Annotated in this window: 22 protein-coding genes; 17 read left to right on the top strand and 5 right to left on the bottom strand. The window is 66.5% G+C overall.

Features of this window, described 5'->3' with window-relative positions; translation table 11 throughout:
- Positions 1 to 74 precede the first annotated feature (74 nt).
- Positions 75 to 1,745 carry an acyl-CoA carboxylase subunit beta gene (locus FHR04_RS02190; protein WP_139400452.1) on the bottom strand — a complete coding sequence of 557 codons (1,671 nt, stop codon included), beginning with the start codon at positions 1,743 to 1,745 and terminating at the stop codon, positions 75 to 77.
- Between the two features lie 213 nt (positions 1,746 to 1,958).
- On the opposite strand from FHR04_RS02190, the gene FHR04_RS02185 reads away from it, so the two are divergent.
- The 4 genes from FHR04_RS02185 (at position 1,959) to FHR04_RS02170 (ending at position 6,218) form a co-directional block, all read left to right on the top strand.
- Positions 1,959 to 3,158 (top strand): acyl-CoA dehydrogenase, encoded by a 1,200-nt coding sequence (locus FHR04_RS02185; RefSeq protein ID WP_375782557.1) that lies wholly within the window; start codon positions 1,959 to 1,961, stop codon positions 3,156 to 3,158.
- 28 nt (positions 3,159 to 3,186) lie between these two features.
- Entirely contained in the window at positions 3,187 to 4,200 is a 1,014-nt protein-coding gene (locus tag FHR04_RS02180) for a potassium channel family protein (RefSeq protein ID WP_139400450.1), read from the top strand.
- Positions 4,201 to 4,256: 56 nt separating this feature from the next.
- The gene (locus tag FHR04_RS02175; protein WP_139400448.1) at positions 4,257 to 4,706 is read left to right on the top strand and encodes a DUF4174 domain-containing protein; all 450 of its coding nucleotides are present in this window, start codon (positions 4,257 to 4,259) and stop codon (positions 4,704 to 4,706) included.
- Positions 4,707 to 4,823: 117 nt separating this feature from the next.
- The gene (locus tag FHR04_RS02170; RefSeq protein ID WP_139400446.1) at positions 4,824 to 6,218 is read left to right on the top strand and encodes a YdgA family protein; all 1,395 of its coding nucleotides are present in this window, start codon (positions 4,824 to 4,826) and stop codon (positions 6,216 to 6,218) included.
- Positions 6,219 to 6,228: 10 nt separating this feature from the next.
- Here the strand turns inward: FHR04_RS02170 and FHR04_RS02165 are convergent, their stop codons facing one another.
- The 4 genes from FHR04_RS02165 to hpt form a co-directional block, all read right to left on the bottom strand.
- A complete protein-coding gene (locus FHR04_RS02165) occupies positions 6,229 to 6,777 on the bottom strand; it encodes a GNAT family N-acetyltransferase (RefSeq protein ID WP_211344164.1) in 549 nt (182 codons plus the stop codon).
- A gap of 16 nt (positions 6,778 to 6,793) precedes the next feature.
- Positions 6,794 to 7,339, bottom strand: coding sequence for a Fic family protein (locus tag FHR04_RS02160; RefSeq protein WP_139400444.1), 546 nt, complete (start codon positions 7,337 to 7,339; stop codon positions 6,794 to 6,796).
- A gap of 172 nt (positions 7,340 to 7,511) precedes the next feature.
- Positions 7,512 to 9,206 (bottom strand): dihydroxy-acid dehydratase, encoded by a 1,695-nt coding sequence (gene ilvD / locus FHR04_RS02155; protein WP_139400442.1) that lies wholly within the window; start codon positions 9,204 to 9,206, stop codon positions 7,512 to 7,514.
- Between the two features lie 200 nt (positions 9,207 to 9,406).
- Positions 9,407 to 9,964, bottom strand: a complete 558-nt coding sequence (gene hpt / locus FHR04_RS02150) for a hypoxanthine phosphoribosyltransferase (RefSeq protein WP_039682044.1) — start codon at positions 9,962 to 9,964, stop codon at positions 9,407 to 9,409.
- An 85-nt stretch (positions 9,965 to 10,049) separates the two neighbouring features.
- Here hpt and trpC point away from each other — a divergent pair, with 85 nt between their 5' ends.
- The 13 genes from trpC (at position 10,050) to nuoK (ending at position 23,015) form a co-directional block, all read left to right on the top strand.
- The gene (gene trpC / locus FHR04_RS02145; protein ID WP_249038925.1) at positions 10,050 to 10,838 is read left to right on the top strand and encodes an indole-3-glycerol phosphate synthase TrpC; all 789 of its coding nucleotides are present in this window, start codon (positions 10,050 to 10,052) and stop codon (positions 10,836 to 10,838) included.
- Between the two features lie 241 nt (positions 10,839 to 11,079).
- Entirely contained in the window at positions 11,080 to 12,231 is a 1,152-nt protein-coding gene (locus tag FHR04_RS02140) for an ATP-binding protein (protein ID WP_139400440.1), read from the top strand.
- Between the two features lie 339 nt (positions 12,232 to 12,570).
- Positions 12,571 to 12,906, top strand: coding sequence for an NADH-quinone oxidoreductase subunit A (locus FHR04_RS02135; protein WP_039686449.1), 336 nt, complete (start codon positions 12,571 to 12,573; stop codon positions 12,904 to 12,906).
- A 112-nt stretch (positions 12,907 to 13,018) separates the two neighbouring features.
- A complete protein-coding gene (locus FHR04_RS02130) occupies positions 13,019 to 13,555 on the top strand; it encodes a NuoB/complex I 20 kDa subunit family protein (protein ID WP_029474828.1) in 537 nt (178 codons plus the stop codon).
- Positions 13,556 to 13,761: 206 nt separating this feature from the next.
- On the top strand, positions 13,762 to 14,388 hold the full coding sequence (locus FHR04_RS21285; protein ID WP_052195617.1) for an NADH-quinone oxidoreductase subunit C: 627 nt from the start codon (positions 13,762 to 13,764) through the stop codon (positions 14,386 to 14,388).
- A 142-nt stretch (positions 14,389 to 14,530) separates the two neighbouring features.
- Positions 14,531 to 15,763, top strand: a complete 1,233-nt coding sequence (nuoD, locus tag FHR04_RS02120) for an NADH dehydrogenase (quinone) subunit D (protein WP_139400686.1) — start codon at positions 14,531 to 14,533, stop codon at positions 15,761 to 15,763.
- Between the two features lie 11 nt (positions 15,764 to 15,774).
- The gene (gene nuoE / locus FHR04_RS02115; RefSeq protein WP_139400438.1) at positions 15,775 to 16,398 is read left to right on the top strand and encodes an NADH-quinone oxidoreductase subunit NuoE; all 624 of its coding nucleotides are present in this window, start codon (positions 15,775 to 15,777) and stop codon (positions 16,396 to 16,398) included.
- Positions 16,395 to 17,738, top strand: a complete 1,344-nt coding sequence (gene nuoF, locus FHR04_RS02110) for an NADH-quinone oxidoreductase subunit NuoF (protein WP_139400437.1) — start codon at positions 16,395 to 16,397, stop codon at positions 17,736 to 17,738. Before nuoE ends, nuoF begins: the two co-directional genes overlap by 4 nt.
- Before the next feature lie 112 nt (positions 17,739 to 17,850).
- Positions 17,851 to 20,007, top strand: coding sequence for an NADH-quinone oxidoreductase subunit NuoG (nuoG, locus tag FHR04_RS02105; protein WP_139400435.1), 2,157 nt, complete (start codon positions 17,851 to 17,853; stop codon positions 20,005 to 20,007).
- Positions 20,008 to 20,166: 159 nt separating this feature from the next.
- A complete protein-coding gene (gene nuoH, locus FHR04_RS02100) occupies positions 20,167 to 21,336 on the top strand; it encodes an NADH-quinone oxidoreductase subunit NuoH (protein WP_039682057.1) in 1,170 nt (389 codons plus the stop codon).
- A gap of 80 nt (positions 21,337 to 21,416) precedes the next feature.
- On the top strand, positions 21,417 to 21,953 hold the full coding sequence (gene nuoI, locus FHR04_RS02095) for an NADH-quinone oxidoreductase subunit NuoI (RefSeq protein WP_039682059.1): 537 nt from the start codon (positions 21,417 to 21,419) through the stop codon (positions 21,951 to 21,953).
- Positions 21,954 to 22,074: 121 nt separating this feature from the next.
- Positions 22,075 to 22,713, top strand: coding sequence for an NADH-quinone oxidoreductase subunit J family protein (locus FHR04_RS02090; RefSeq protein ID WP_081994826.1), 639 nt, complete (start codon positions 22,075 to 22,077; stop codon positions 22,711 to 22,713).
- Positions 22,713 to 23,015 carry an NADH-quinone oxidoreductase subunit NuoK gene (gene nuoK / locus FHR04_RS02085; protein WP_039682061.1) on the top strand — a complete coding sequence of 101 codons (303 nt, stop codon included), beginning with the start codon at positions 22,713 to 22,715 and terminating at the stop codon, positions 23,013 to 23,015. Before FHR04_RS02090 ends, nuoK begins: the two co-directional genes overlap by 1 nt.

The following is a 23,015-nucleotide window of genomic DNA, read 5'->3' as shown; positions in this document are numbered from 1 at the left end:
TAGAGGTCACTGAGTCCGGTCTTTTCCTTAGACCTTTAGACTGTTGACCCTTGGACGCCGCCGTCAGGCGGCCCTCACACCTGAAACACGCCCACCCGCAGTTCGTCCTGATGCGGATTGACCGCACAGGCGTCCAGCGCGCGGATCAGGCGCTCACGGGTGTCGTTCGGCGGGATGATCTCATCCACCCACAGGCGGGCGGCGGCGTAGCGGGGATCGAGTTCGGTGTCGTATTTGGACTTGACCTCGTCGTACAGGCGCTGCAATTCCTCGTCGTCCGGTTCGTGTCCGGCGCGTTTGAGGGCCGCGAGTTGAATGTCCAGCAGCGTCTTGGCCGCCGCGTTGCCGCTCATGACGGCGTACTTGGCGCTGGGCCACGCGAAGATGAAGCGCGGGCCGAAGGCCTTGCCATTCATGGCGTAGTTACCCGCGCCGAAAGACCCGCCGGTAATAATGGTGATTTTGGGCACGACGCTGTTGCTCACGGCGTTCACCAGCTTGGCGCCCCGGCGGATAATTCCCTCCTGCTCGGAGTCGCGGCCCACCATGAAGCCGGTCACGTCGCTCAGGAACACCAGCGGCACCCCCGCCTGATTGGCGTCCAGAATAAAGCGGGCGGCCTTGTCGGCGCTGTCGCCGTAGATCACGCCGCCCACCTCGATGCGCGTCCTGAGTCCCGGCTCACCGCCCGCCTTGAGCTTCTTCTTGATCACGGTGCGCTGGTTGGCGACAAAGGCCACCGGATAGCCGCCCACCCGCGAGAAGCCGCACACGATGGTCTCGCCGTATTCCGGCTTGAACTCGTGGAATTCGCCCCCGTCCGTAATCGAGGTGATCAAGTCGCGCACGTCGTAGGTCTTGCCGCTCTCGAAGCCCACCAGTTCCGTGAGGTCACGCCCGGACGCCTCCCGCACCTCCGCGCGGCGTCTGGCCCACGGGGCAGCGTCGCCCTGCGCGTACAAGTCGGCCAGCGCCCGCACGCGTGCCAATGCCGCGTCGTCGTCCGGCTCCTTGTAGTCCACGGTGCCGGCGATGGCGGCGTGCATGTCGGCCCCGCCCAGTTCCTCGGAGTCCACCACCTGACCGATCGCGGCCTTCACCAGCGCCGGCCCCGCCAGGTACAGGCCCGAACCCTCGGTCATGATCAGGGTGTCGCACATCACCGGCAGGTACGCCCCGCCCGCCACGCAATTGCCCATGATCGCGGCGATCTGCGGAATGCCCCGCGCGCTCATGCGGGCGTTCAGGTAAAAGACGCGGCCGAAGTCGTCCTGATCGGGGAAGATCTCGTCCTGCATGGGCAGGTAGACGCCCGCTGAATCCACCAGGTAGATCAGCGGCAGATGGTTTTCCAGGGCGATGGTCTGCGCCCGGATCACCTTCTTGGCGGTGATGGGGAAGAAAGCCCCCGCCTTGACGGTGGCGTCGTTGGCGATGATCATCCACGGGCGGCCCGCCACGGTGCCGATGCCCGTCACGACGCCGCCGCTGGGACAGCCGCCGACATCGGCGTACATCTCCCACCCGGCGAAGGTCATCAGCTCGTCGAAGGGCGTGCCGTCGTCGGTCAGGCGGGCGATGCGCTCGCGGGCGGTCAGGCGGTTCTTGTCGTGCTGGCGGGCCTGGGCCTTGGCGCCGCCGCCTGCGCGAACCGTGTCCTGATCGGCGGCGAGACGGGCCAGTGCGTCCGCCCAGGCTGAACTGGCGGCAGCCGGCGCTGAAGTGCTGGTGTCGGTGTCGGTCATCTGTAGGCCACAGTCTAACAAACGGTTGTTAGGTCATGGCGCAAGGCGGGGCACAGTCTGGAAATAGACAGTCTGGCAATAGGAGGAGGGCGAAGACAGAACACTGACAGACTGGCGACGAACTTTGGATGCAGGAATGCTTTGTGAATGGTGCCTCACCTGCGTGCCAGCCTAACGGGCGTTTGGCCCGGCCTCCGCTTGTTAAACTGCCCCATGACCGTAACTGACGCGCCCGTTCCTGCCGAGAGTGGGATGACCAGCGGTATGGGCTTTGCCCTGAACGACGACAGCCGCATGATCCTGCAACACGTCCGCGACTTCTGCCGCGCCGAGATCGCTCCCCTTGCCGCCGACTATGACCGCAGCGGCGAGTTTCCGCACCCGCAGTTGCGCGGGCTGGCCGAGATGGGCCTGCTGGGGGCCACCGTGCCCGAAGCGTGGGGCGGCGCCGCTCTGGACAGCGTGACCTACGCGCTGTGCCTGGAGGAGATTTCGGCGGCGGACGCCAGCGTGGGCGTGATCGTCAGCGTGCAGAACGGCCTGCCCGAGCAGATGATCCTGAAGTACGGCACCGACGCCCAGCGCGAGACGTACCTCAAGCCCCTGGCCAGCGGCGAGAGGATCGGTGCGTTCTGCCTGACCGAGGCCAGCGCGGGCAGCGACGCCGCCAGCCTGCGCCTGAGGGCAGTGCGCGACGGCGATGACTGGGTACTGGACGGCGCGAAAGCCTGGATCACCAGCGGCGGTCAGGCAGAAACCTACCTGGTCATGGCCCGTACCGGGGGCAGCGGCGCACGCGGCGTGAGCTGCTTTATCGTCGAGAAGGGCATGGACGGCCTGGGCTTCGGCAAGCCGGAGGAAAAGATGGGTCTGCACGCCGCGCACACCACCACCGTCACCTTTGACGGCGTGCGCGTGCCGCACGCAAACATGGTGGGCGAGGAGGGCCAGGGCCTGATCGTGGCCCTCGCCAGCCTGGACGCCGGGCGCATCGGGATTGCCATGCAGGCCATCGGTATTGCCCGCGCGGCGCTGGAACACGCCAGCAAATACGCGAACGAGCGCGAGCAGTTCGGCAAGAAGCTGCGCGAGTTCGAGGGCGTGTCGTTCAAGATCGCCCGCATGGCCGCCCGCATCGAGAGTGCGCGGCTGGTGGCCCTGAAAGCCGCGTGGCTCAAGGATCAGGGGCAGCCCTACGGCAAGGAGGCCAGCATGGCCAAACTGCTGGCCTCCGAGGCGGCGGTGGACTGCGCCAGGGACGCCATCCAGATTTTCGGTGGCAACGGCTACAGCCGCGACTACCCGGTGGAACGCCTGTTCCGCGACGCCAAGGTCACCGAGATCTACGAGGGCACCTCTGAAATCCAGCAACTGGTGATCAGCCGAGCCGTGTTCGCGGAGCTGGAGGGCTGAGCGGCCCGGCTGACCCGCTGGTCCGGTGATGGACGCCCTGCGCCATCTGCTGTGGCTGCCTGGTGCGGCGCTGGTGCTGGCCGTGCTGCTCGACGCCCTGATGTCCGGGTTGCAGGCGGGCGAGGGGCTGCTGAGCCGCTGGATTCACCGGCTGGTCTACGCCGCCGTTCGCTGGCTGGCCCGCGTCACGCGCCTCCGCTCGGTGCTGGCCTGGAGCACGCTGGCGCTGATCTCGGGCACGCTGAACACCTGGACGGCGCTGCTGTGGCTGGGCTGGAGTCTGGTGTTCTGGGCGCAGCCCGGCGCGCTGGAAGTCGCCAGCACCGAGCAGACCGCCAACTTCGGCGAGGTGGTGTATTTCGTGGGCTACAGCATCAGCACGCTGGGCCTGGGCGACATCATTGCCACCGACAACCTGTGGCGGGTGCTGACGGACGTCGCTGCCATTTCCGGTTTCTTCCTGCTGACCTTCGCCATCACCTTTATCGTCCCGGTGGCCCAGGCCCGCAGCGCCCGGCGGCAGTTTGCCCTGCTGCTGCACCGCGCCGGCCCCGATGCCCAGACGCTCGTGCTGGACGCCGTTCAGGGGTATCCGGATGGGGTGCAAGGACTGCTCAAAGACCTGCACACCCAGCTCAACAGCCTGGACGCGCAGCATCTCAGCACGCCCAACCTGCACCGCTTTCACGAGCAGGAGCGGCGGCAGGCGCTGGACGCCGCCCTGCCCATGCTGGGCGAGGCTCTGCTCGTCATTGGCGGGGCGCTGGACATGGAAGCTCCGCGTGGCCTGCGCCGCAGCCTGGACAGCGTGGACAGCCTGAGCCGTTCTTACGGCTGCGTCTACAGCGGCCCGGATGCCCCCATACCGCCGCCGCCTGACCTGCAACCGCTCAGGGAGGCGGGGCTGCCCGTCCGTTCCGCCGCCGAGTTTGCCGCCTACCTGCAAGAGCATCAGGCTCTGCGCCGCCGACTGCACGGGATGGCCCGCTCCGGCGGCTGGCGCTGGGCCGAGATCGTGCGGGTTGACGCGTCCGGGCACTGAAGCCTGCTTTATGCCGCCGAAATGCGCGTCCCATACCTGTGGCGCAGACTCTGGAGATGTCCGCCTTGAATCCTCTGGCCGCCGCCGTCGCCTTGAGCGTAGGACTGGCCGACGCCGCCCCCTTTATCCTCCAGACCGCGCAGGGTCAGCCGTGGTCACTGGCCAGCGTGCTGGGCAAGGAGCGGGTGCTGATCGTGGGCAATCCGCCCGCCGCCTATCTGGCCGAGGTGCGGCGACAGGACGCGGCCTTACAGGTGCGTGACCTGCGCGTGGTGGCGCTGCTGCCGCCCGGCGACGCCCGGCTGAACGGCCCGCAGACGCTGATGCTGACCCTGCTGGCTGATCCCGATGGCACGGTAGGCGCTCAGTACGGCCGCGCCGCGCTGATCGGCAAAGATACGGGGATCAAGGCGCGTTACCAGACGTTCCCGGCCCTGAACACCGTCGCCGCGCTGATCGACACCATGCCCATGCGGCGGCAGGAGCAGCGGGTGCGGGGGCGCTGAGCGCCCGGAGGCCAGCATTGTTCAGCCCATCCGATTTTTTGAACCGCGTCGAGACGAGGGGGTGGGGGAGGGGATTGTGGTCTTCCGGAGGGCACGTCTTCGTTTAAGCTCGGAGACATGGCCAACCTCCGAGCCCCAGCCCGCCGCTCCCGCCTGCCCGCGCTGGGGGTGGGTGCCCTGCTGATCGTCGGCGCGCTGGCTGGAGCCACGGCGTACACCAGTTCTCAGACCGCGCAGACCCAGCAGTCCCTGGCCAAGACGCTCGAAGCGCAACTGGAGGCCACAGGCTATGTCAGGGTGAAGTCCTCCACCTATCAACGCGGCCTGCTGAGCAGCACCCAGACCATGAACGTGACGCTGGGCAAAGGCACAGAGGACGTGGCTCTGATCGTCGTCAACCATATTCAGCACGGCCCCTTACCGGGTTTCCGCGCGGTGGGGAACGCCGTCGTCGACACTGAGGTCCGCTTTGCTGACCCAGCCCTGCAAGCCAGAGCCGAAAAAGCGTTTGGCAACCGGAAGCCCACCATCCGGACCGTCGTGGGGCTGGGCGGCGGCACCTCCACCCACCTCGACATTCCGGCTGGCATGCTGCTTGAGGAGGGCGACGTGGGAAGTTCCACGTTGAGCTGGCAGTCTCTGATCGGCGACATCGAGAACAGTGGCCTGAAGTCCAGCACGCGGCTCAGCTGGCCCGAATTCAAGCTCACCTCGCAGGAAGGGGCGCTGACCATCAGCGGTATGGCCCTGAACGGCAACGCGGTCAAGCAGAACGATGACGATCCGCTGGGCGTGGGCGAGCAGGTGCTGACGTTGGGGTCCGCGACCTACAGCGGGCTGTCTGGCGGGACGCAGGACGCACTGACCCTCAAGGACCTCAAGGTGAGCAGTTCCAGCACGCTGAGGGATGGTTTTTACAGCGGCGGCGTTCAGTACGACATCGGGCAGCTCGGCTTCGTCATGCCTGACGGCGAGCAGCGCCTGAACAACGTGCAATTCCACCTGAGCCTGGGTCACCTGAGCCGCGAACCGCTGGCCCGCATGGTCACCACCCTGCAAAGCCTGGGCCAGCAGCCCCAGGATGATGTCGAATCGGCGGACCTGACGGAGGCTCAGCGGCAGGCCCTCACTGACGACGCGCTGGCGCTGCTGCGGGCCGGGCCAGTGTTTGCCGTCGATCGCCTGAGCCTCACGCAGCCGGGCGGCGACATCGTGCTGACTGCAAAGGCCGAACTGCCCGGAGCCAGTGAAGTGGACGCCGAAACGGCCCAGAGGCTGGTGTCCAGCCCAGCCCTCGCACTGGGGATGGTCCGGGTACAGGCACAGTTGAAGGCGGCCGAGCCTGCGCTGCGTGAATTACTGGGTGCGCTGGCCCCCGATGCTGCCGCTGGCCTTCAATCCCTGATCGAAATGGGTTATCTGGAGCGACAGGGCAACGATCTGGTCAGCACTCTGGCACTCGGCGGCGGCGAGGCTACCCTCAACGGTCAGGCGCTGGGCGGCGGGTTCTGAAGCTGAAGCCTCACCGGCTTTCCCGCACCAGCAGCCTTACCTCTTCGCTACCTTCGCCCACGCTTTCGCGTTCCAGAAAACCGACTTTCGCGGCCAGCCGCAGGGACGCCAGATTTTCTGGCTGGATCAGACAGAAGGTCTCGTTGCCTGGCAATTGACCGTCCCGCCAGTCCAGCACCGCCGTCACGGCCTCGTGGGCGTAGCCCCGCCCATGCGCCCAGGGCAGCAGCACCCAGCCGGCTTCCGGCACCTTTGCCAGTTCCGCACGTCCGGCCAGCACGTCGCGTTTGAAGCGGCCCAGGCCCACCTCGCCCATTAATCGGCCCGACTCGCGCTCCTCGGCCACCCAGTACCCGAAGCCCAGCAGCGCCCAGTGGCCGGGATGCCGCAGCAGCCGCGTCCACACGTCCTGCCGGGTCAGCGGCCTGCCCGTCGTGTGGCGCGTGACCACCGGGTCTTGCCACAGCTCCACGCATGAAGCCAAGTCGTCGGCGCGGTGCGGGCGCAGGCGCAGGCGCGGGGTGAGGAGGGTGGGGGCAGCGTTGATGTTGGTCAACATGTTGTCGGCCTCGGCATCACTTCTCCTGTTCGGCCAATGCCTTGAACGTCGCATCCATCAGCAACCCTAGATCTCGGGTGTGGTGGTAACGGTTCAGCCCGCCCAGGTAAGCGGCACGATCTGTGTACTGCGGTGCGCGCTGCCCAAAGCTCCAGCACAGCCAGGTCTGTACGGCGCGGGCCAGCCTGCCGTTGCCATCCCAGAAGGGATGAATACGAATCAGTTCGGCGTGTACCCGGGTGGCATGTTCCACGATCTGGTCAGAGGTCAGCGAGGGCAATTTATCGAGATGAACTGAACGTAGGGCGCTTAGCTCGGCCTGTAGCTGGGCAGGAGCTGTCCCCAGGAAAGAACCAAAGGTGATGTTCGCATCTCGCAGCAGACCGGGGCGCATCCGCTCTATTCCAGCGGAAAGCTGGATGTGCCAGGACTTGAGCAGGGCGGAATCCAACGCTTCTGGCGCGGTACTGAGCATTGGTCGGTGCAACAAAAGAAGCGCCCATTCAAGGCGCTCCATGTCGGCAGCACTAAACGGTTTGCCGTCGCTGCCGAGGTTGCCCATGCACCAACTCGTTTCGCCCTCTCCTCTCCAGTTCCCTCAACCGCTCCGGCGTGGTTTCAAACCCTTCCAGGCGCAGGCTGGCCGCAACCTGTCGGTACAATTCCTCGTCTGTCGGCACGAATTGTTTCGGATTTTCAGTCACGGTCAGCCCCCCTTTCGCGGACATTTTACCTCAGTCCGTGTAGGCCCCCACCGCCGCGCTGCTCACCAGCTTGGCGTATTTCGCCAGCACGCCGCGTTTGTACCTCGGCTCCGGCTGCACCCACTGTGCGCGGCGGCGCTCCAACTCGGCGTCGTCCACATGTAGCGTCAGTTCGCAGGTTTCGGCGTTCAGCTCAATGGTGTCGCCCTCATGCACCAGAGCAATCGGGCCGCCCACGTAGGCTTCGGGGGCGACGTGGCCCACCACGAGGCCGAAGGTGCCGCCCGAGAAGCGTCCGTCGGTGATCAGGCCCACGCTGTCGCCCAGGCCCTTGCCGATGATCGCGCTGGTGGGCGACAGCATCTCGCGCATGCCCGGCCCGCCCTTCGGCCCCTCGTAGCGGATCACCAGCACGTCGCCGGGGTTGATCTGATCGTCCATGATGGCGTGCATGCTCTCTTCCTCGGACTCGAAGACGCGCGCCGGGCCGGTGATCTTGATGCTCTTCAGGCCGCTGATCTTGGCGACGCTGCCCTCCGGGGCCAGGTTGCCGCGCAGGATGGCGAGGTGGCCCTGCGTGTACAGCGGCTCCGAGTAGGGGCGGATCACATCCTGTCCGGCGTCCGGCACATCCTTCTCGTCGGCCAAGTTCTCCGCAATCGTCTTGCCGGTCACGGTCAGGCAGTCGCCGTGCAGCAGGCCCTCTTTCAGCAGCATCTTCATCACGCGCGGAATGCCGCCCACCTCGTGCAGGTCGGTGGCGACGTACTGCCCGCTGGGCTTCAGGTCACAGAAGACCGGGGTGGCCTCGCGGATGCGCTCGAAGTCGGCCAGCGTCAGATCGATGTCGCAGGCGTGGGCAATCGCCATCAGATGCAGCACGGCGTTGGTGCTGCCGCCCACGGCCATGATCACGGTGATGGCGTTTTCGAAGGCTTTCTTCGTCAGGATGTCCAGCGGGCGGATGTCACGCTCAATCAGCCCCAGCAACGCGCGGGCGCTGTCGGCGCTGGAGGTGGCCTTTTCGGCGTCCACCGCGCTCATGGTGCTGGAAAAGGGCAGGCTCATGCCCATCGCCTCGAAGGCGCTGCTCATGGTGTTGGCGGTGTACATGCCGCCGCACGAGCCGTTGCCGGGGCAGGCTTTCTTCTCGATCTGGGTGAAGTCCTCGCGGCTGATCTTGCCCGCCCCAAAGGCCCCCACCGCCTCGAACACGCTGACAATCGTGAGGTCTTTGCCCTCGTAGTGCCCCGGCTTGATGGTGCCGCCGTAGACGAAGATGGCCGGAATATTCAGGCGCGCAATGCCGATCATCGCCCCCGGCATGTTCTTGTCGCAGCCGCCCACCACGATCACGCCGTCGTGAGACTGGCCCCGGCTGACCGTTTCGATGCTGTCGGCGATGACCTCGCGGCTGACCAGACTACACTTCATGCCCTCGGTGCCCATCGAAATCCCGTCCGACACGGTGATCGTGCCGTAGACCTGCGGCATGCCACCGCCCTCGTGAATGGCGTCGGTGATGTGCCCGGCCAGCTCGCCCAACCCGTTGTTGCACGGCGTGATGTTGCTCTGCGCGTGCGCCACGCCGATAATCGGCTTCTCGAAATCGCCGTCACCAAAGCCCACCGCCCGCAGCATGGCCCGGTTCGGGGCGCGCTCGTCGCCCTGCGTGACCTGGTGAGAGTTCCAGTTGAGCCTGCGCTTGTTGGCGGTGTCGGTCATGCCCCAGGGTAGCGCCGCCGCCCAGCCGGATAGCCGGGAGACTCAGACAGGTTCCCGGCCTGCTTATACGGACTCCGATTGAAGGGTGTTGAAAACACCCGGAAATCCGAGCGAAGCGAGCAGGAGAAAAACGGGTTCCGGACGTGGAGTGTGGACATCGGAGCTGTCCCGATTTCTACACGAAACAAACGGAATCCGTATTACTCCTGACTGGTGATAAACGGCAGGTTGCGGTCGTACTGCGAGCGATCCAGCCCGTAGCCGTACACAAAGGCGTCGGGGATGGTAAAGCCCAGGTATTCCACCGGCACCTCCACCTTGCGGCGGCTGGGCTTGGACAGCAGCGCGGCGATCTTGATGGTGGCCGGGCCACGCCCTTCCAGGTAATGCAGCAGGTAGTTCATGGTGATGCCGGTGTCCACGATGTCCTCCACCAGAATCACGTGGCGGTCGCTGATCGGGAACTGCAAGTCCTTGACCAGCCGCACCTCGCCGCTGCTCTGTTTGGCGCTGCCGTAGCTGCTGGCCTGCAGGAAATCCATGGTGCACGGCATGTCCAGCGCGCGCACCAGATCGGCGTGGAACATGAACGCGCCGTTCAAGACGCAGATCAGGTGCGGCTCACGGCCCGCGTACTCCTGGCGGATGCGGGCGGCCAGTTCACCCACGCGTGCCTGAATCTGCTCACTGGTGATCTGCACGGGGCCGGGGCCGGGCACAAGGCTGGCCGTGGAAGGGGAGCCGGAAGCAAGACTCATATGGCCGTCAGGCTAACATGCGCCCTCCCCATGTCGCGTGCTCTATCTGGCGTTCTCTGTGGGGCGGCCCCGTATACTCCGGCGCGTGAATGGCCTGCCTCCCCTTGACTTGAGCCGCGTGCCGGGTGTGCTGGGCCGCATCGTGCAGGAGCGGGCCGGGGACTACCGGGAGGCCAGCCCCGAACCCGGCCCCGCCCGCCCCGCCGCCCGCCGCTTCGAGGCGTCGCTGAATGGCCCACAACTGGCTTTAATCGCCGAGGTCAAACGCGCCAGCCCCAGCCAGGGCGCGATTGCCCCGCTGGACCCGGCGCTGTCGGCGCGGGCCTACGAGGCGGGCGGCGCATCGGCCATCAGCGTGCTGACCGAACCCCGGCACTTCGACGGCAACCCGCAGGCGCTGCACAGCGTGACTGGCGCCGTGGACTTGCCCGTGCTGCGAAAGGATTTCGTGGTGCACCCCGCCATGCTGCGCGAGGCTGCCGAGTGGAACGCGGCGGCGGCGCTGCTGATGGTCAGCGTGCTGGGCACGGCCACCGGGGCGTATCTGGAGATGACCCATCATCTTGGCCTGGACGCCCTGGTGGAAGTCCACGACGAGGCCGAGCTGGACGTGGCGCTGGCGGCGGGGGCGCGCATCATCGGGGTCAACAACCGGGACCTCACGACGCTGAACATCGACTTGTCGGTCAGCCCGCGCCTGATCCGGCTGGCCCGGCGGCGCGGCTTTGCCGGCGTGCTGGTGGCCGAGAGCGGTTACCGCAGCCCGGATCAGATCGCGCAGGTTCGCGGGCTGGCCGACGCGGTGCTGGTGGGCAGCAGTCTGGCGGGCAGCGGCGATCTGGCGCGGGCCGCGCGGGATCTGCTGGCAGTCTGATACGGACTCCGATTGAATCGTTTGCAAGAACGATGAAAATCCGAGCGAAGCGAGCAGGAGAAAAGCGGGTTCCGGGCGTGGAGTTTGCAAATCGGCGCTGTCCCGATTTGTAAACGAAACAGACGGAATCCGTATGAGGGGCCGAGACCCCGTCTTCCCGCCCCGGTTTCCGGCGGTGTGGATACTGTCTTCAACCTTCAACTTGCCGTGCCGGCATCCGGGGTACACTGCCGCTTAGTCAATGTCCATCCCTGATGCCCAAACTGTCTTCGTGGTCTGCGCGGACCGCGCCCGCGCCTCGCAGCTGGCGCCGCTGCTGGCCCGGGCCGCCGTCGTGCATGTCGCCGACGCCGAGACCCTGCTGCGCGAGGCGCATGTCCAGCCGCCGGCGGTGGCGCTGCTGTACACCGACCTGCCCGGCGTGCCGCTGTCCCAGGTGCTGCCCATCCTGCGTCAGCGCGCCGAGCTGGCCGGCACGCAGTGGCTGGCAGTGGGCACCCGTGGCCTGGGCGCCCTGCTGTCTGCCGGGGCCGACGCCCTGATCAGCGATACCACCGCGCCCGACGCGCTGGCGCTGCAGGTGAGCAACATGCTGGTCCGCGCCCAGCAGCACCGTGAGTTGCAGGGCCGGGTGGCCGCTCTGCAACGCCGCAGCGACGACTGGGACCACGAGGAACAGGTGCGCGATCAGCTGATCCACATGCTGGTTCACGACCTAAAAAACCCGATCGCCGCCGTGATGGGCCTGCTGGAAATCGTGCAGGACGACGCCCGCGTGCCCGACGACTCGCGCGAACTGCTCAAGGTGGCCCGCGACGAGACCCAGCACCTGCTGCACCTGACTGTCAACATGCTCGACATTCGCAAGATTCAGGCGGGCAAGATGAACCTGCGGCGCGAGCTGATGTTCTCGCCGATGTTTCAGGAGGTCATCGCGCTGGCCAGTGGCGACGTGGGCAGCGGCCTGCGCGACCGCGTGATGCGGACCGAGGTCGAGAGCAACCTCAGTCCGGCCAGTGCCGATCCGGAAATCCTGCGGCGGGTGATGGCCAACCTGATCAGCAACGCCATGAAGCACACCAGCGGGGGCGGCCACATCGCCGTGACGGTCCGCTCGGTGGGCGGGGCCGTGCAGATCAGCGTGCAGGACGACGGCGAGGGCATCCCCGCCGATGATCTCCCCAACCTGTTCGCGGCCTTCGAGCAGTCGCGACTGACCCTGCATGGACGCTTCGACACCGGCATGGGACTGGCCTTCTGCAAGCTGGCCGTGGAGGAACACGGCGGCACCATTGGAGTGCAGTCCGAGCGCGGCCACGGGGCCACTTTCGCCTTCACCCTGCCGCTGGCCCAGGATGCCGACGACGACGATTTCGTGGAACTGCTGAACTGACCTGACCCCTCGTCCGGCTGGTCGGGTGCCGCTCACCGCTGCTCCGGGTCGGCCCGTTGCGTCGCCTGCCGGAGGCGGGGTGGTCTTTCGCTATCAGGCTGGGACAGCGCCCCGGCGCTCAGCCCACAGCGAAGGCGGTCAGCGCGCAGCGAGAGGGGGAAGAAACGCGCCCGATAAGCGTAAACGTGATAAAACGGAGGGGTAACATAACCCACCGTTTTATTCGTTTGCCTCTCTTTTTTTGATGTTACTCGTGCCGTTTTTCACGAACTCATCTGGGATCAGAAAAGAGCCGGGGCAGAAAGGAGCATCGTTATCGAATACCTCAACTTCGTGATCATGTTGCTGGTGGCCGTGGGCATTGGCGTGCTGGCCGTCATCGTCAGCGCCATCCTGGGGCCGAAGAAGGGCAGCCGCGCCAAGCTGATGGCCTACGAGTCGGGCAACGATCCGGAACACGGCGGCGTGGGCACAGGGCAGCGCTTCCCGGTGCATTTCTACCTGGTGGCGATGCTGTTCATCGTGTTCGACATCGAGACGGCCTTTTTCTACCCGCTGGCCGTGGCCTACCAGAAGCTGATTCCCTTCGCCTTCTTCGAGGCCCTGACCTTCGTGCTGCTGCTGCTGGTGGGCTACGTGTACGTGCTGAAAAAGCGGGTTTTGGAATGGGCGTGATAGGCGCTGCGCGCCGTCAAACTGTCAAACCGTCTAAAGGTCTAAAGGCCAAAGGCAAAGCGGTTAGACCCTTAGACCTTTTGACCCTTAGACCGACACCGGAGGTGTCCCCATGCCCCTGAAAGAACTGATCGACCGCGACTGGCAGGAACTGGAATCGGAAGGCATCCTGTTTTCCAGCCTGGAGAAACTGGTGGCCTGGGGCCGCAGCAACAGCCTGTGGCCGGCCACCTTTGGGCTGGCGTGCTGCGCGATCGAGATGATGAGCAGCACCAACGGGCGCAACGACATGGCCCGCTTCGGCTCGGAAGTGTTCCGCGCTTCGCCCCGGCAGGCGGACGTGATGATCGTGGCCGGCCGCCTGAGCAAGAAGATGGCCCCGATCATGCGCCGGGTCTACGACCAGATGCCCGATCCCAAATGGGTGATCAGCATGGGCGCGTGCGCCAGCAGCGGGGGCATGTTCAACAACTACGCCATCGTGCAGAACGTGGACAGCGTGGTGCCGGTGGACATCTTCGTGCCGGGCTGCCCACCGCGCCCGGAAGCGCTGATCTACGCCGTGATGCAACTGCAAAAGAAGGTGCGCGGCGAGGCCTTTGATCAGCTGGGCCACCAGCTGCCGATGGTGGATGCGTGGACCAGATGACGGGCGATCAGGGCGACAAGAAAACCGCTCCGGAGTCCGAGCGGCTGACCGGGCGCGGCGGGGGGATGCAGTCCTCGCAGTCGCAGGCCCAGGGTCAGACCTCCAAACCGCAGCCCCCGCAGACCGTCGCTCGCACTGACCCACCCGACATCACGGTCACGGCGGACGTGGCTGCACCTGTGGCGGTCACGGCCAGCGGCGCAGCGGTGGGCCGGACGTCCGCACCCGCTTTGCCCGCAGACCCGCGCGACGTGACCGGGCTGATCGACGAACTGGGCCTGATCCGGGACGAGACTGGGGAGCCCACCGCCGTCGTTCCGCCGGAGCGGCTGCGCGAGGTGGCGCAGGCCCTCAAGGAACGCGGCTTCATGCTGATGGATACGGTGGGGCTGGATTACCTGGCCTACAACCAGCCCCGCCCCAAGAGATTCGCCGTGCTGCACAACATCTACCACCCGCGCGACCACCGCCGCCTGTTCCTGCGGGTGTGGCTGGATGACGGTCAGCCGCTTGACAGCCTGTACCCGGTGTGGAAGGCCGCCAATTACCTGGAGCGCGAGGTCTACGACCTGCTGGGCGTGGAGTTCGTGGGCCACCCGGACCTGCGCAAGATCCTGACCCCGGACGACCTGGAGGGCCATCCCCTCCGCAAGGACTTTCCGCTGGGCGAAACGCCCACGCTGTTCCGCGACGGACGTTTCCTCGATCCCGCTGCCTTCCGGGCCGGGGTGACCGGGCAGCAGACGGGCCTGACCGGCTACCGGGGCGAACTGCGGCGCGGGCGCGGCGAGGACCGATTGCCGCCCGTGATGCCAGAGGGAGGGCCGAAGTGAGCGCCGGGCCATTGTTCTCCGCCGACTATTTCCGTGAAGGAGGGTTCGCATGACCGGCAAGGACCGCACCACCGTCAAGGAGCGCGATACCCTGCGTGACCTGAGGCAGGACCCGGATTCCGGCACCCTGCCACGCCGCCAGATGACCCCGGACCACCAGGAGTCCACCTCCGGCGAGCGCCTGCAGGGGCAGACCGGGGCGCTGCTGCACACCGAGATCATGTCGCTGAACGTGGGGCCGCAGCACCCCAGCACGCACGGCGTGTTGCGCCTGGTGGTGGACATGGACGGCGAGTACGTGGTCAAGGTCACGCCGCACATGGGCTACCTGCACACCGGCTTCGAGAAGACCTTCGAGAACCGCACGTACCAGCAGGGCGTGACCTACGCGCCGCGCACCGACTACCTGCACAGTTTCGGCCACGAGCTGTCCTACGTCCTCAGCGTGGAAAAACTGCTGGGGGCCGAGGTGCCCGAGCGCGCCATCACCGTCCGCGTGATCCTGCACGAGCTGGGGCGCATCCACAGCCATCTGGTGTTCGTGGGCACGGGGCTGCTGGATCTGGGGGCGCTGACGCCCTTCTTCTACGCCTTCCGCGAGAAGGAGAGCGTGCAGGACCTGTTCGAGGCGGTATGCGGCTACCGCATGAACCAGGGCTATTTCCGGGTGGGTGGCCTGAGCCGCGACATTCCCGAGGGCTGGCCCGCGATGGTCTCGCGCTTTCTGGACCAGATGGAAAAGGGCGTGCAGGAGTACACCACGCTGTTCGCCGAGAACCCCATCTTTCAGGATCGGGCGCGCGGGGTGGGCATCATTCCACCCGAGGTGGCCCTCGATCTGGGCCTGACCGGGCCGAACCTGCGCGCCTCGGGCGTGCCGATGGACAACCGCAAGGACAACCCGTACTGCGGCTACGAGACCTACGATTTCAACGTCGTGACCAGCACGGACGGCGATAGCCTCGCCCGTTTCAACATGCGGCTGTGGGAGTTCGGCGAGAGCATCAAGATCATCCGGCAGGCGCTGGAGCGGCTCAGGCCCGGCCCGGTCAAGGATCCCAACCGCAAGATCAGCCTGCCGCCGCGCCACGAGCTGGAAACCAGCATGGAAGCGGTGATCCACCACTTCAAGCTGGTCACCGAGGGCTTTCACCCCCCGGTGGGCGAGGTCTACGTGCCCACCGAATCGGCGCGCGGCGAGGTGGGCTACTACATCGTCAGCGACGGCGGCAGCATGCCGTACCGGGTCAAGATTCGCGCGCCCAGCTTCGTGAACCTGCAGGCGCTGGAATACGCCTGCGTGGGCGCACAGTTCGCCGACTTGATCACCATTCTCGCCACCATTGACCCCGTACTCGGGGACGTGGACCGGTAAGGAGCCACAGCTTGAGTTACTTCGCCGATAAACAACCCCTGGTGGCCGATATCTTTAGCCGCTATCCCGATTCCCCGCAGGGCCGCCGCTCGGCGCTGATGCCGCTGCTGCGCGAGGTTCAGGACGCCGAGGGCTTCGTGAACGGTTCGCGCATGGACGAGATCGCCGCCCTGTGCGGCACCACCGCCACCGAGGTCCGCAGCGTCATGAGCTTCTATTCCACGTACCACACGCTGCCCACCGGCAGGTACCACCTCCAGGTGTGCAGCACGGTGATGTGTTCGCTGGCCGGTTCGGACGAGCTGTGGGATCACCTGGTGGCCGAGCTGGACGTGCAGTCCGGCGAGGTCAGCGCGGACGGGCGCTTCAGCGTGCAGAAGGTGGAGTGCCTGGGCTCGTGCGGCACCGCCCCGCTGATGCAGATCAACGACGACGGCTACTACGAGAACGTGACGCCGGGCAAGTGCGCCCGCATCCTGGCCTCCCTGCGCGCCGATCTTCAGCCGCTGCCCGACAACCCGGTGCCCGTGACCGTCAACGCCGAGGGCCGTCAGGTGCTGGCGAGCGGCGAGGCGGTGGGGGCCAGCGTGACGGGGCTGAGCCAGTTGCCGGCCATCTCTGGAGGTGAAGCATGACCGCCGTGGCCCCCAACCCACCCAAGCCGATTACCAGCGGCAAAGACCCGCGTTTCGCCCCCACCCTCTACGCCCACGTCGGGCAGCCGGACAGCTGGACGCTGGCGTACTACCGGCGCAACGGCGGCTATGAGGCGGTCAAACGTGCGTTTGGCATGGGCGCGGACGCCGTGATCGACGAGGTCAAGAAGTCCGGCCTGCGCGGACGCGGCGGCGCGGGCTTCGCCACGGGCCTGAAGTGGTCGTTCATGCCGCTGAACGACGGCAAGCCGCACTACATCATCTGCAACGCCGACGAGTCCGAGCCGGGCAGCTTCAAAGACCGGTACCTGCTCTCGGAAGACCCGCACCAGCTGATCGAGGGCATGCTCATCGGCGGGTACGCCATGCGCGCCAGCGTGGGCTACATCTACATCCGGGGCGAATACGTCCACGCCGCCGAACGCATTCAGGCGGCCATCGAGGAGGCCAGGGAAGCCGGACTGCTGGGCAAGAACGTCCTGAACAGCGGCTTCGACTTCCAGCTGTACCTGCACCGGGGCGCGGGCGCGTACATCTGCGGCGAGGAAACCGCGCTGATGAACAGCCTGGAAGGGCTGCGGGCCAATCCAAGGCTCAAGCCGCCGTTTCCCGCCGCCGCCGGGTTGTACGGGCTGCCCACCACCATCAACAATGTGGAGACCTTCTGTGCCGCCACCCAGATCCTGAAGTACGGCGCGGAGTGGCACGCCGAGATGGGCACCGAGAAGAGCAAGGGCATGAAGCTGTTTCAGGTGTCCGGCCCGGTGGCGCGGCCCGGCGTCTACGAGCTGCCGCTGGGCACCACCTTTCGCGAGCTGATCTACGACTGGGCCGGCGGCCCGCTGGAGGAGATGAAGGCCATCATCCCCGGCGGTTCCAGCTGCCCGATGCTGCGCTGGGACGATCGTGTGCTGGACACCCCGATGGACTACGAGAGCGTGGCCGCCGCCGGCTCCATGCTGGGCACCGGGGGCGTGACCGTGATTCCGAAGGCCGATTGCATCGTCAACGCCACCTGGAACATGGTGCGTTTCTACGGGCACGAGTCCTGCGGCAAATGCACGCCGTGCCGCGAGGGCATTTCCAGCTGGATGACCCGCATGTACGAGAAGCTGGTGCGCGGCCACGGCCAGCCCGGCGACGTGCAGCTGATTCTGGACATGTCCGAGAACATCGGGGGCCGCAGCTTCTGCGCCCTGGCCGACGCCTGCCTGGGGCCGGTGCTGAGCAGCATCGCGCTGTTTCGCGAGGAGTACGACTCGCTGGCGCAGTTTCAGACGCCGACGTATCCGCCCCGCAACCGCTGGAAGGACGCATGATTCGCTGCGCTCATCGTCTAAAAGTCAAACCGTCTTACCGTCAAACCGCCTCATCTTTTGCGGTTAGACCTTTAGACCTTCAGACCGTTAGACGCGCCACTGGAGGCGCTGTATGAAAGTCAACGTAGACGGCGTAGAACTCGAACTCCCCGCCGGAACGTCCGCCATCGACGCGGTGTTCGAGGCGGGGGGGGACGTGCCGTATTTCTGTGCCCACAAGTACCTCTCGCCGGTGGGCGCGTGCCGCATGTGCCTGGTGGAAAGCGGCTCGCCGCGCAAGGAAAAGGACGGCTCGTTCGTGATGGACGACGCCACCGGTCAGCCCAAGATCTTCTGGTTCCCCAAGCCGATGGCGTCGTGCACCATGCAGGCCACCGACGGCATGCACATCAAGACCGCCCGCAGCAGCGAGGTCGTCGCCAAGGCGCAGGCCGGGATGATGGAGTTCACCCTCCTGAACCACCCGCTGGACTGCCCCACCTGCGACAAGGGCGGCGCCTGCGAATTGCAGGATCGCGCCTTCGAGTACGGCTACGGGGCCAGCCGCTTCGGCTTTGACCGCCGCCACGCCGACAAGCACTACCCACTCTCGGACTTCGTGATTCTCGATCAGGAACGCTGCATTCACTGCAAGCGCTGCGTGCGCTACTTCGAGGAAGTGCCGGGTCAGGAAGTGCTGGACTTCATCGAGCGCGGCGGCCACACCTTCATCGACACCGAGGAGGGCGGCCTGCCCACCGGCTTTCAGGGCAACATCACGGACATCTGCCCGGTGGGGGCGCTGCTGGACAACGTGGCGCGTTTCCGGGGCCGCAACTGGGAGTATGACCACACGCCCACCACCTGCACCCTGTGCCCGGTGGGCTGCTCGATCACGGTGGACGCCCGCAACGGCCGGCTGGAGCGCATCGTGGCCCGCGAGAACCGCGAGGTGAATGAGGCGTGGATCTGCGACGCGGGCCGCTTCGGTCACGCCTTCGCCTCCGAGCGGCGGCTGACCGTGCCGCTGGTTCGCGTGAATGGCGAGTTGCAGGAGACGAGCTGGGACGGGGCGATTGCCGCCATCCGGGCCGGTATGGCCGGGCGCAACGCCGCCGATCTGGCCCTGTACCTGAACGCCGACAGCACGCTGGAAGAGGGCGTGGCCCTGGAAGCCCTGGCCGACGCGATGGGCACCCGGCACGTCGATCACTGGCCGCGCTACGAGGTGGCGCTGGATGCCATGCCAAACGGCGCGGCGACTTTAAGCGACGTGGCGACTGCCGACGCCGTGGTGGTGGTGGGCGCCGATCTGGGCGAGGAAGCCCCGATTCTGGAACTCCGCATCCTGGAAATGCTGCGCGGCGGCCTCCTCCCGCCCGAGTACACGCACGGCACGGCCATCGCTGACCTGCGGCTGGTGGAGCGCCCGGCGCGTGATCCGCAGAAGCTGGCTGTTGTCGGCAAGGAGTCGAGGCTGTGGGGGCACGCGGGCATCCGCGCGTCCTCCAACGGGCATAACGCCCTGGAGAGGCTGAGCCAGCCGGACACCGCCGAACTGCAGGCGGCGCTGAAACTGCTGACCGACAGCGAGAAAGCGATCATCGTGCTGGGGGCGGACGTGCTGAACGGCGCTTCCGGCTCGTTCGCGGCGCAGCTGAGCGATCTGGCGACGCGCACGGGGGCGAAGGTCATGGCGATTCCCGCGGGGGCCAACAGCAAGGGCCTGGCCGCGCTGAATCTGGTGCCGCGTGAAGGTGGCCTACCGTATGCCCGCGTGGCCGAGGCGCCCGCCGCCTTCATCAGCCGCCTTGATCCGGGCGTGCGGGCACGGGGCCTGACCATCGTCCACGACTCGCACCTGACCGCCACGGCGCGGCTGGCCGACGTGGTGCTGCCCGCCGTGACGGGCTACGAGAAGCGCGGCACCACCGTCAACCTCGAAGGCCGCCTGCTGGAGCTGGAACAGGCTGCCCTGAGCGCGGGCGAGGCCGCTGACCTGATCCGCACGCTGTCCGCCGTTTCTGAAGCGCTGGGCCTGCGCGCCCCGGTGCGCGGCCTGAAGGGAGCGCGGGACCTGGCGGCGCAGCGGCTGGGGATCAAGCTGGGCGGCCTGCCGGAGCGCGGCGTCATCCACCCCCTCCGCACGGCCCACGTCGCCCCCACCGAGCAGGTCTATACCCCACAGCTGTGGACGGAGCGCATGCAGCCCTCCATCCAGACCCTGATTCCCGCCAACCTCCAGCCGCTGCCGATGCTGGGCGCGGCCCCCGTGGGAGGGGATGACTGATGGGGGGCGGTACGCGGTGCGCGGCGCGCGGTGAAAAGAGGGTGAGTGGCAAGTGGCCAGTGGTGGGTGGAAAAAGCCGTCTGCCATTTGTCCTCTGCCTTCTGCGCTCTTTCCATCACCCATCACCCATCACCCATCAACCACCCCGGAGGGTCCCCCATGCCTGACTGGCTGATCGCCGCCCTCATCACCCTGCTCAAGGCCGTGCTGGTGGCGCTGGCGCTGCTGACCACCTTCGCGTACATGACCCTCATCGAGCGCCGCATCCTGGCCCGCATGCAGATTCGCTGGGGGCCGAACCGCGTCGGGCCTTTGGGGCTGCTGCAACCCCTGGCCGACGCCATCAAGAGCATCTTCAAGGAAGACCTGCAGGTCACCATGGCCGACAAGCTGGTCTATACCCTCGCGCCGATCATCGCCATCGGCATGGCGCTGACCGCCTTCGGGGGCATTCCGGCTGGCCCGGCGGGCAGCCTGTTTGGTGAAAATCCCTGGGTGTATAACCTGGACGCCGGGCTGCTGGCCCTGCTGGCCCTGACCTCAATGGGCGTGTACGGCATCTTCCTGGGCGGCTGGGCCTCGGGCAGCAAGTACCCGATCCTGGGCGGTCTGCGCAGCAGCGCGCAGATGATCAGCTACGAACTGGGCATGGGCCTGAGCATCCTGGGCACGCTGATGCTGATCGGTTCCCTGAACTTCCGCGTGATCGTGGAGTGGCAGGCGCTGGCCGGCTGGACGGTGCTGTATCAGGTCTTCGCCTTCGCGCTGTTCCTGGTCAGCTCGTTTGCCGAAGTCAACCGCACCCCCTTTGACCTGCCCGAAGCCGAGCAGGAGATCGTGGCGGGGTACCTGACCGAGTACACCGCGATCAAGTGGGCGCTGTTCCAGATGGCCGAGTACGTCAACATGATCACCGCCTCCGCGCTGATGGCGACGCTGTTCTTCGGCGGCTACCGGGGGCCGGTGTTCCTCGATGGGCTGATCCCCGGCATCAGCGGCGTGCCGATCATCTGGCTGGTGGTCAAGATTGCCTTCTTCCTGTTCCTGTTCATCTGGGTGCGCGCCACCCTGCCGCGGTTCCGTTATGACCAGCTGATGCGCCTGGGCTGGAAGCTGATCCTGCCGCTGGCCCTGGGCAACACCATGCTGGTGGCGTTTTACCTGGCCTTCCTGAAGCCTGCGGGCCTGGGCTACTGGTTCCTGGGGCTGCTGAGCCTGGCCGCGCTGCTGGGCCTGTTCCTGATGAGTGACCGCGTGCGCGGCCTGTGGAGCGCGCCCGCCGCGCCCAAGGTGCCCGAGAAGGGCGCGCGGCCCGTGGGGGGCGATTGAGATGGATGGTCTTGTGAGCGTCCCCTCGCCTTTTTCCGCATCCCTGACCACGCTTAACTCACCCCCTCAAGGAGTTTCACATGGGCGTTCTTGACATTGCCAAGGGCATGGGCCTGACACTGGGCAAGCTGTTCCAGAAGCCCGTGACCGTCAGTTACCCGGAAGAGCGGGCCACCCTGCAGCCGCGCTTCCGGGGGCGGCACATCCTGACCCGGCACCCCGGCACCGGCCTGGAAAAGTGCATCGGCTGCTCGCTGTGCGCCGCCGCCTGTCCGGCCTACGCCATCTACGTGGAGGCCGCCGAGAACGATCCGGCGTCCCCCCACAGCCCCGGCGAGCGCTACGCCAAGGTCTACGAGATCAACATGCTGCGCTGCATCTTCTGCGGCATGTGCGAGGAAGCCTGCCCCACGGGGGCGGTGGTGATGGGCAACGAGTTCGAGATGGCCGACTACCGCTACGGCGATTTCGTGTACGCCAAGGAAGACATGCTGGTGGGTGTGACCGGCTCACTGCCCCAGCGCCGCGAGGCCGCCAGGAGCGGCAAGCCGGTGCGCCTGGGCTTCCAGCTCGACGGCCCGCCGAGGGCGGAACTGGAGGGGGTGGAGTACAAGTGATTTGCTGGTGCAAATGTCAAACGGTCAAACGGTCAAACCGTCTCACCGCTCCTGCACTCTCTTTTGCCGTTAGACCTTTAGACGGTTGGACGGTTAGACCCGCCGTCAAAGGCGGCCAACCATGATGACCGCCTTCATCCTCCTCGGCGCACTGACCCTGGTCGGCGGCATCATCACCATCTCGGCCAAGAACGCGGTGCATGCGGCGCTGGGCCTGGTGGGCACGCTGATCAGCGTGGCCGGGCTGTTCGCCACCCTGAACGCCTCGTTCCTGGCGGCCACCCAGGTGATCGTGTACGCCGGGGCGATCATGGTGCTGTTTCTGTTCGTGATCATGCTGCTCAACGCCAACGCGCCGATCACCGGGCGCGATCCGATTCCCTTCGTGCGTGAACTGGCCGGGCTGGGCGGCGTGGTGCTGGCCGGCTCGTTCACGGTGCTGGCCTTCTCGTACAAGGATCCGCGTCCGGTGGCCGAGGCCACGGCGGCGCTGGGCGGCGGCTCGGCGTCGGTGGTGGGGGAGACCCTGCTGACCCGCTTCCTGCTGCCGTTCGAGGCGGTCAGCATCCTGCTGCTCGTCGCCATCGTGGGCGCAGTGTCGCTGGTCAACCGGCCCGCGCCGCAGCCGGACAACGTGCCGGACAGCGAGGCCGAACCGCTGGCCCCGCAGGTGGGTTCGGCCTCCAGGGGCGGCGGTCAACCCGTGCTTCAGCATCAGGGTCTTCAGCACCGAAACGACGAAGGGGAGGTGCGCGCGTAATGGTGCCCACCGGTTATTACATCGCCCTGTCGGGCATTCTTTTTGCCCTGGGCATGATCGGCGTGCTGACCCGCCGCACCGCCATCATGGTCTTCCTGAGCGTCGAACTGATGCTGAACGCCGCCAACATTGCGCTGGTGGCTTTTGCCCGTTCGTGGGGTGACCTGACTGGGCAAACGGCCGTGTTTATCGTGATGACCCTGGCCGCCGCCGAGGTGGCGATTGGTCTGGCCATCATCGTCGCCATCTTCCGCAAGCGCGAGACCACCAACGTGGACGATCTCGCGGCGATGAAAGGCTGA

The sequence above is a fragment of the Deinococcus radiopugnans ATCC 19172 genome (assembly GCF_006335125.1).
Classification (GTDB): Bacteria; Deinococcota; Deinococci; order Deinococcales; family Deinococcaceae; genus Deinococcus; species Deinococcus radiopugnans.
The sequence above is the reverse complement of the archived record's forward strand: the minus strand, read 5'-3'. Positions and strand labels throughout refer to the sequence as shown.

What these genes read in the sequence shown, in the direction of transcription:
- FHR04_RS02180 (WP_139400450.1), top strand. Translation starts at nt 3,187, where the DNA reads ATGGACGCCCTGCGCCATCTGCTGTGGCTGCCTGGTGCGGCGCTGGTG.
- FHR04_RS02135 (WP_039686449.1), top strand. Translation starts at nt 12,571, where the DNA reads ATGTTGCTGGTGGCCGTGGGCATTGGCGTGCTGGCCGTCATCGTCAGC.
- nuoK (WP_039682061.1), top strand. Translation starts at nt 22,713, where the DNA reads ATGGTGCCCACCGGTTATTACATCGCCCTGTCGGGCATTCTTTTTGCC.
- FHR04_RS02185 (WP_375782557.1), top strand. Translation starts at nt 1,959, where the DNA reads ATGACCGTAACTGACGCGCCCGTTCCTGCCGAGAGTGGGATGACCAGC.
- FHR04_RS02130 (WP_029474828.1), top strand. Translation starts at nt 13,019, where the DNA reads ATGCCCCTGAAAGAACTGATCGACCGCGACTGGCAGGAACTGGAATCG.
- nuoI (WP_039682059.1), top strand. Translation starts at nt 21,417, where the DNA reads ATGGGCGTTCTTGACATTGCCAAGGGCATGGGCCTGACACTGGGCAAG.
- hpt (WP_039682044.1), bottom strand. Translation starts at nt 9,964, where the DNA reads ATGAGTCTTGCTTCCGGCTCCCCTTCCACGGCCAGCCTTGTGCCCGGC.
- FHR04_RS02190 (WP_139400452.1), bottom strand. Translation starts at nt 1,745, where the DNA reads ATGACCGACACCGACACCAGCACTTCAGCGCCGGCTGCCGCCAGTTCA.
- nuoH (WP_039682057.1), top strand. Translation starts at nt 20,167, where the DNA reads ATGCCTGACTGGCTGATCGCCGCCCTCATCACCCTGCTCAAGGCCGTG.
- ilvD (WP_139400442.1), bottom strand. Translation starts at nt 9,206, where the DNA reads ATGACCGACACCGCCAACAAGCGCAGGCTCAACTGGAACTCTCACCAG.
- nuoG (WP_139400435.1), top strand. Translation starts at nt 17,851, where the DNA reads ATGAAAGTCAACGTAGACGGCGTAGAACTCGAACTCCCCGCCGGAACG.
- nuoD (WP_139400686.1), top strand. Translation starts at nt 14,531, where the DNA reads ATGACCCCGGACCACCAGGAGTCCACCTCCGGCGAGCGCCTGCAGGGG.
- nuoF (WP_139400437.1), top strand. Translation starts at nt 16,395, where the DNA reads ATGACCGCCGTGGCCCCCAACCCACCCAAGCCGATTACCAGCGGCAAA.
- FHR04_RS02090 (WP_081994826.1), top strand. Translation starts at nt 22,075, where the DNA reads ATGATGACCGCCTTCATCCTCCTCGGCGCACTGACCCTGGTCGGCGGC.
- FHR04_RS02175 (WP_139400448.1), top strand. Translation starts at nt 4,257, where the DNA reads ATGTCCGCCTTGAATCCTCTGGCCGCCGCCGTCGCCTTGAGCGTAGGA.
- FHR04_RS02160 (WP_139400444.1), bottom strand. Translation starts at nt 7,339, where the DNA reads ATGGGCAACCTCGGCAGCGACGGCAAACCGTTTAGTGCTGCCGACATG.
- FHR04_RS02140 (WP_139400440.1), top strand. Translation starts at nt 11,080, where the DNA reads ATGTCCATCCCTGATGCCCAAACTGTCTTCGTGGTCTGCGCGGACCGC.
- FHR04_RS02165 (WP_211344164.1), bottom strand. Translation starts at nt 6,777, where the DNA reads ATGTTGACCAACATCAACGCTGCCCCCACCCTCCTCACCCCGCGCCTG.
- FHR04_RS02170 (WP_139400446.1), top strand. Translation starts at nt 4,824, where the DNA reads ATGGCCAACCTCCGAGCCCCAGCCCGCCGCTCCCGCCTGCCCGCGCTG.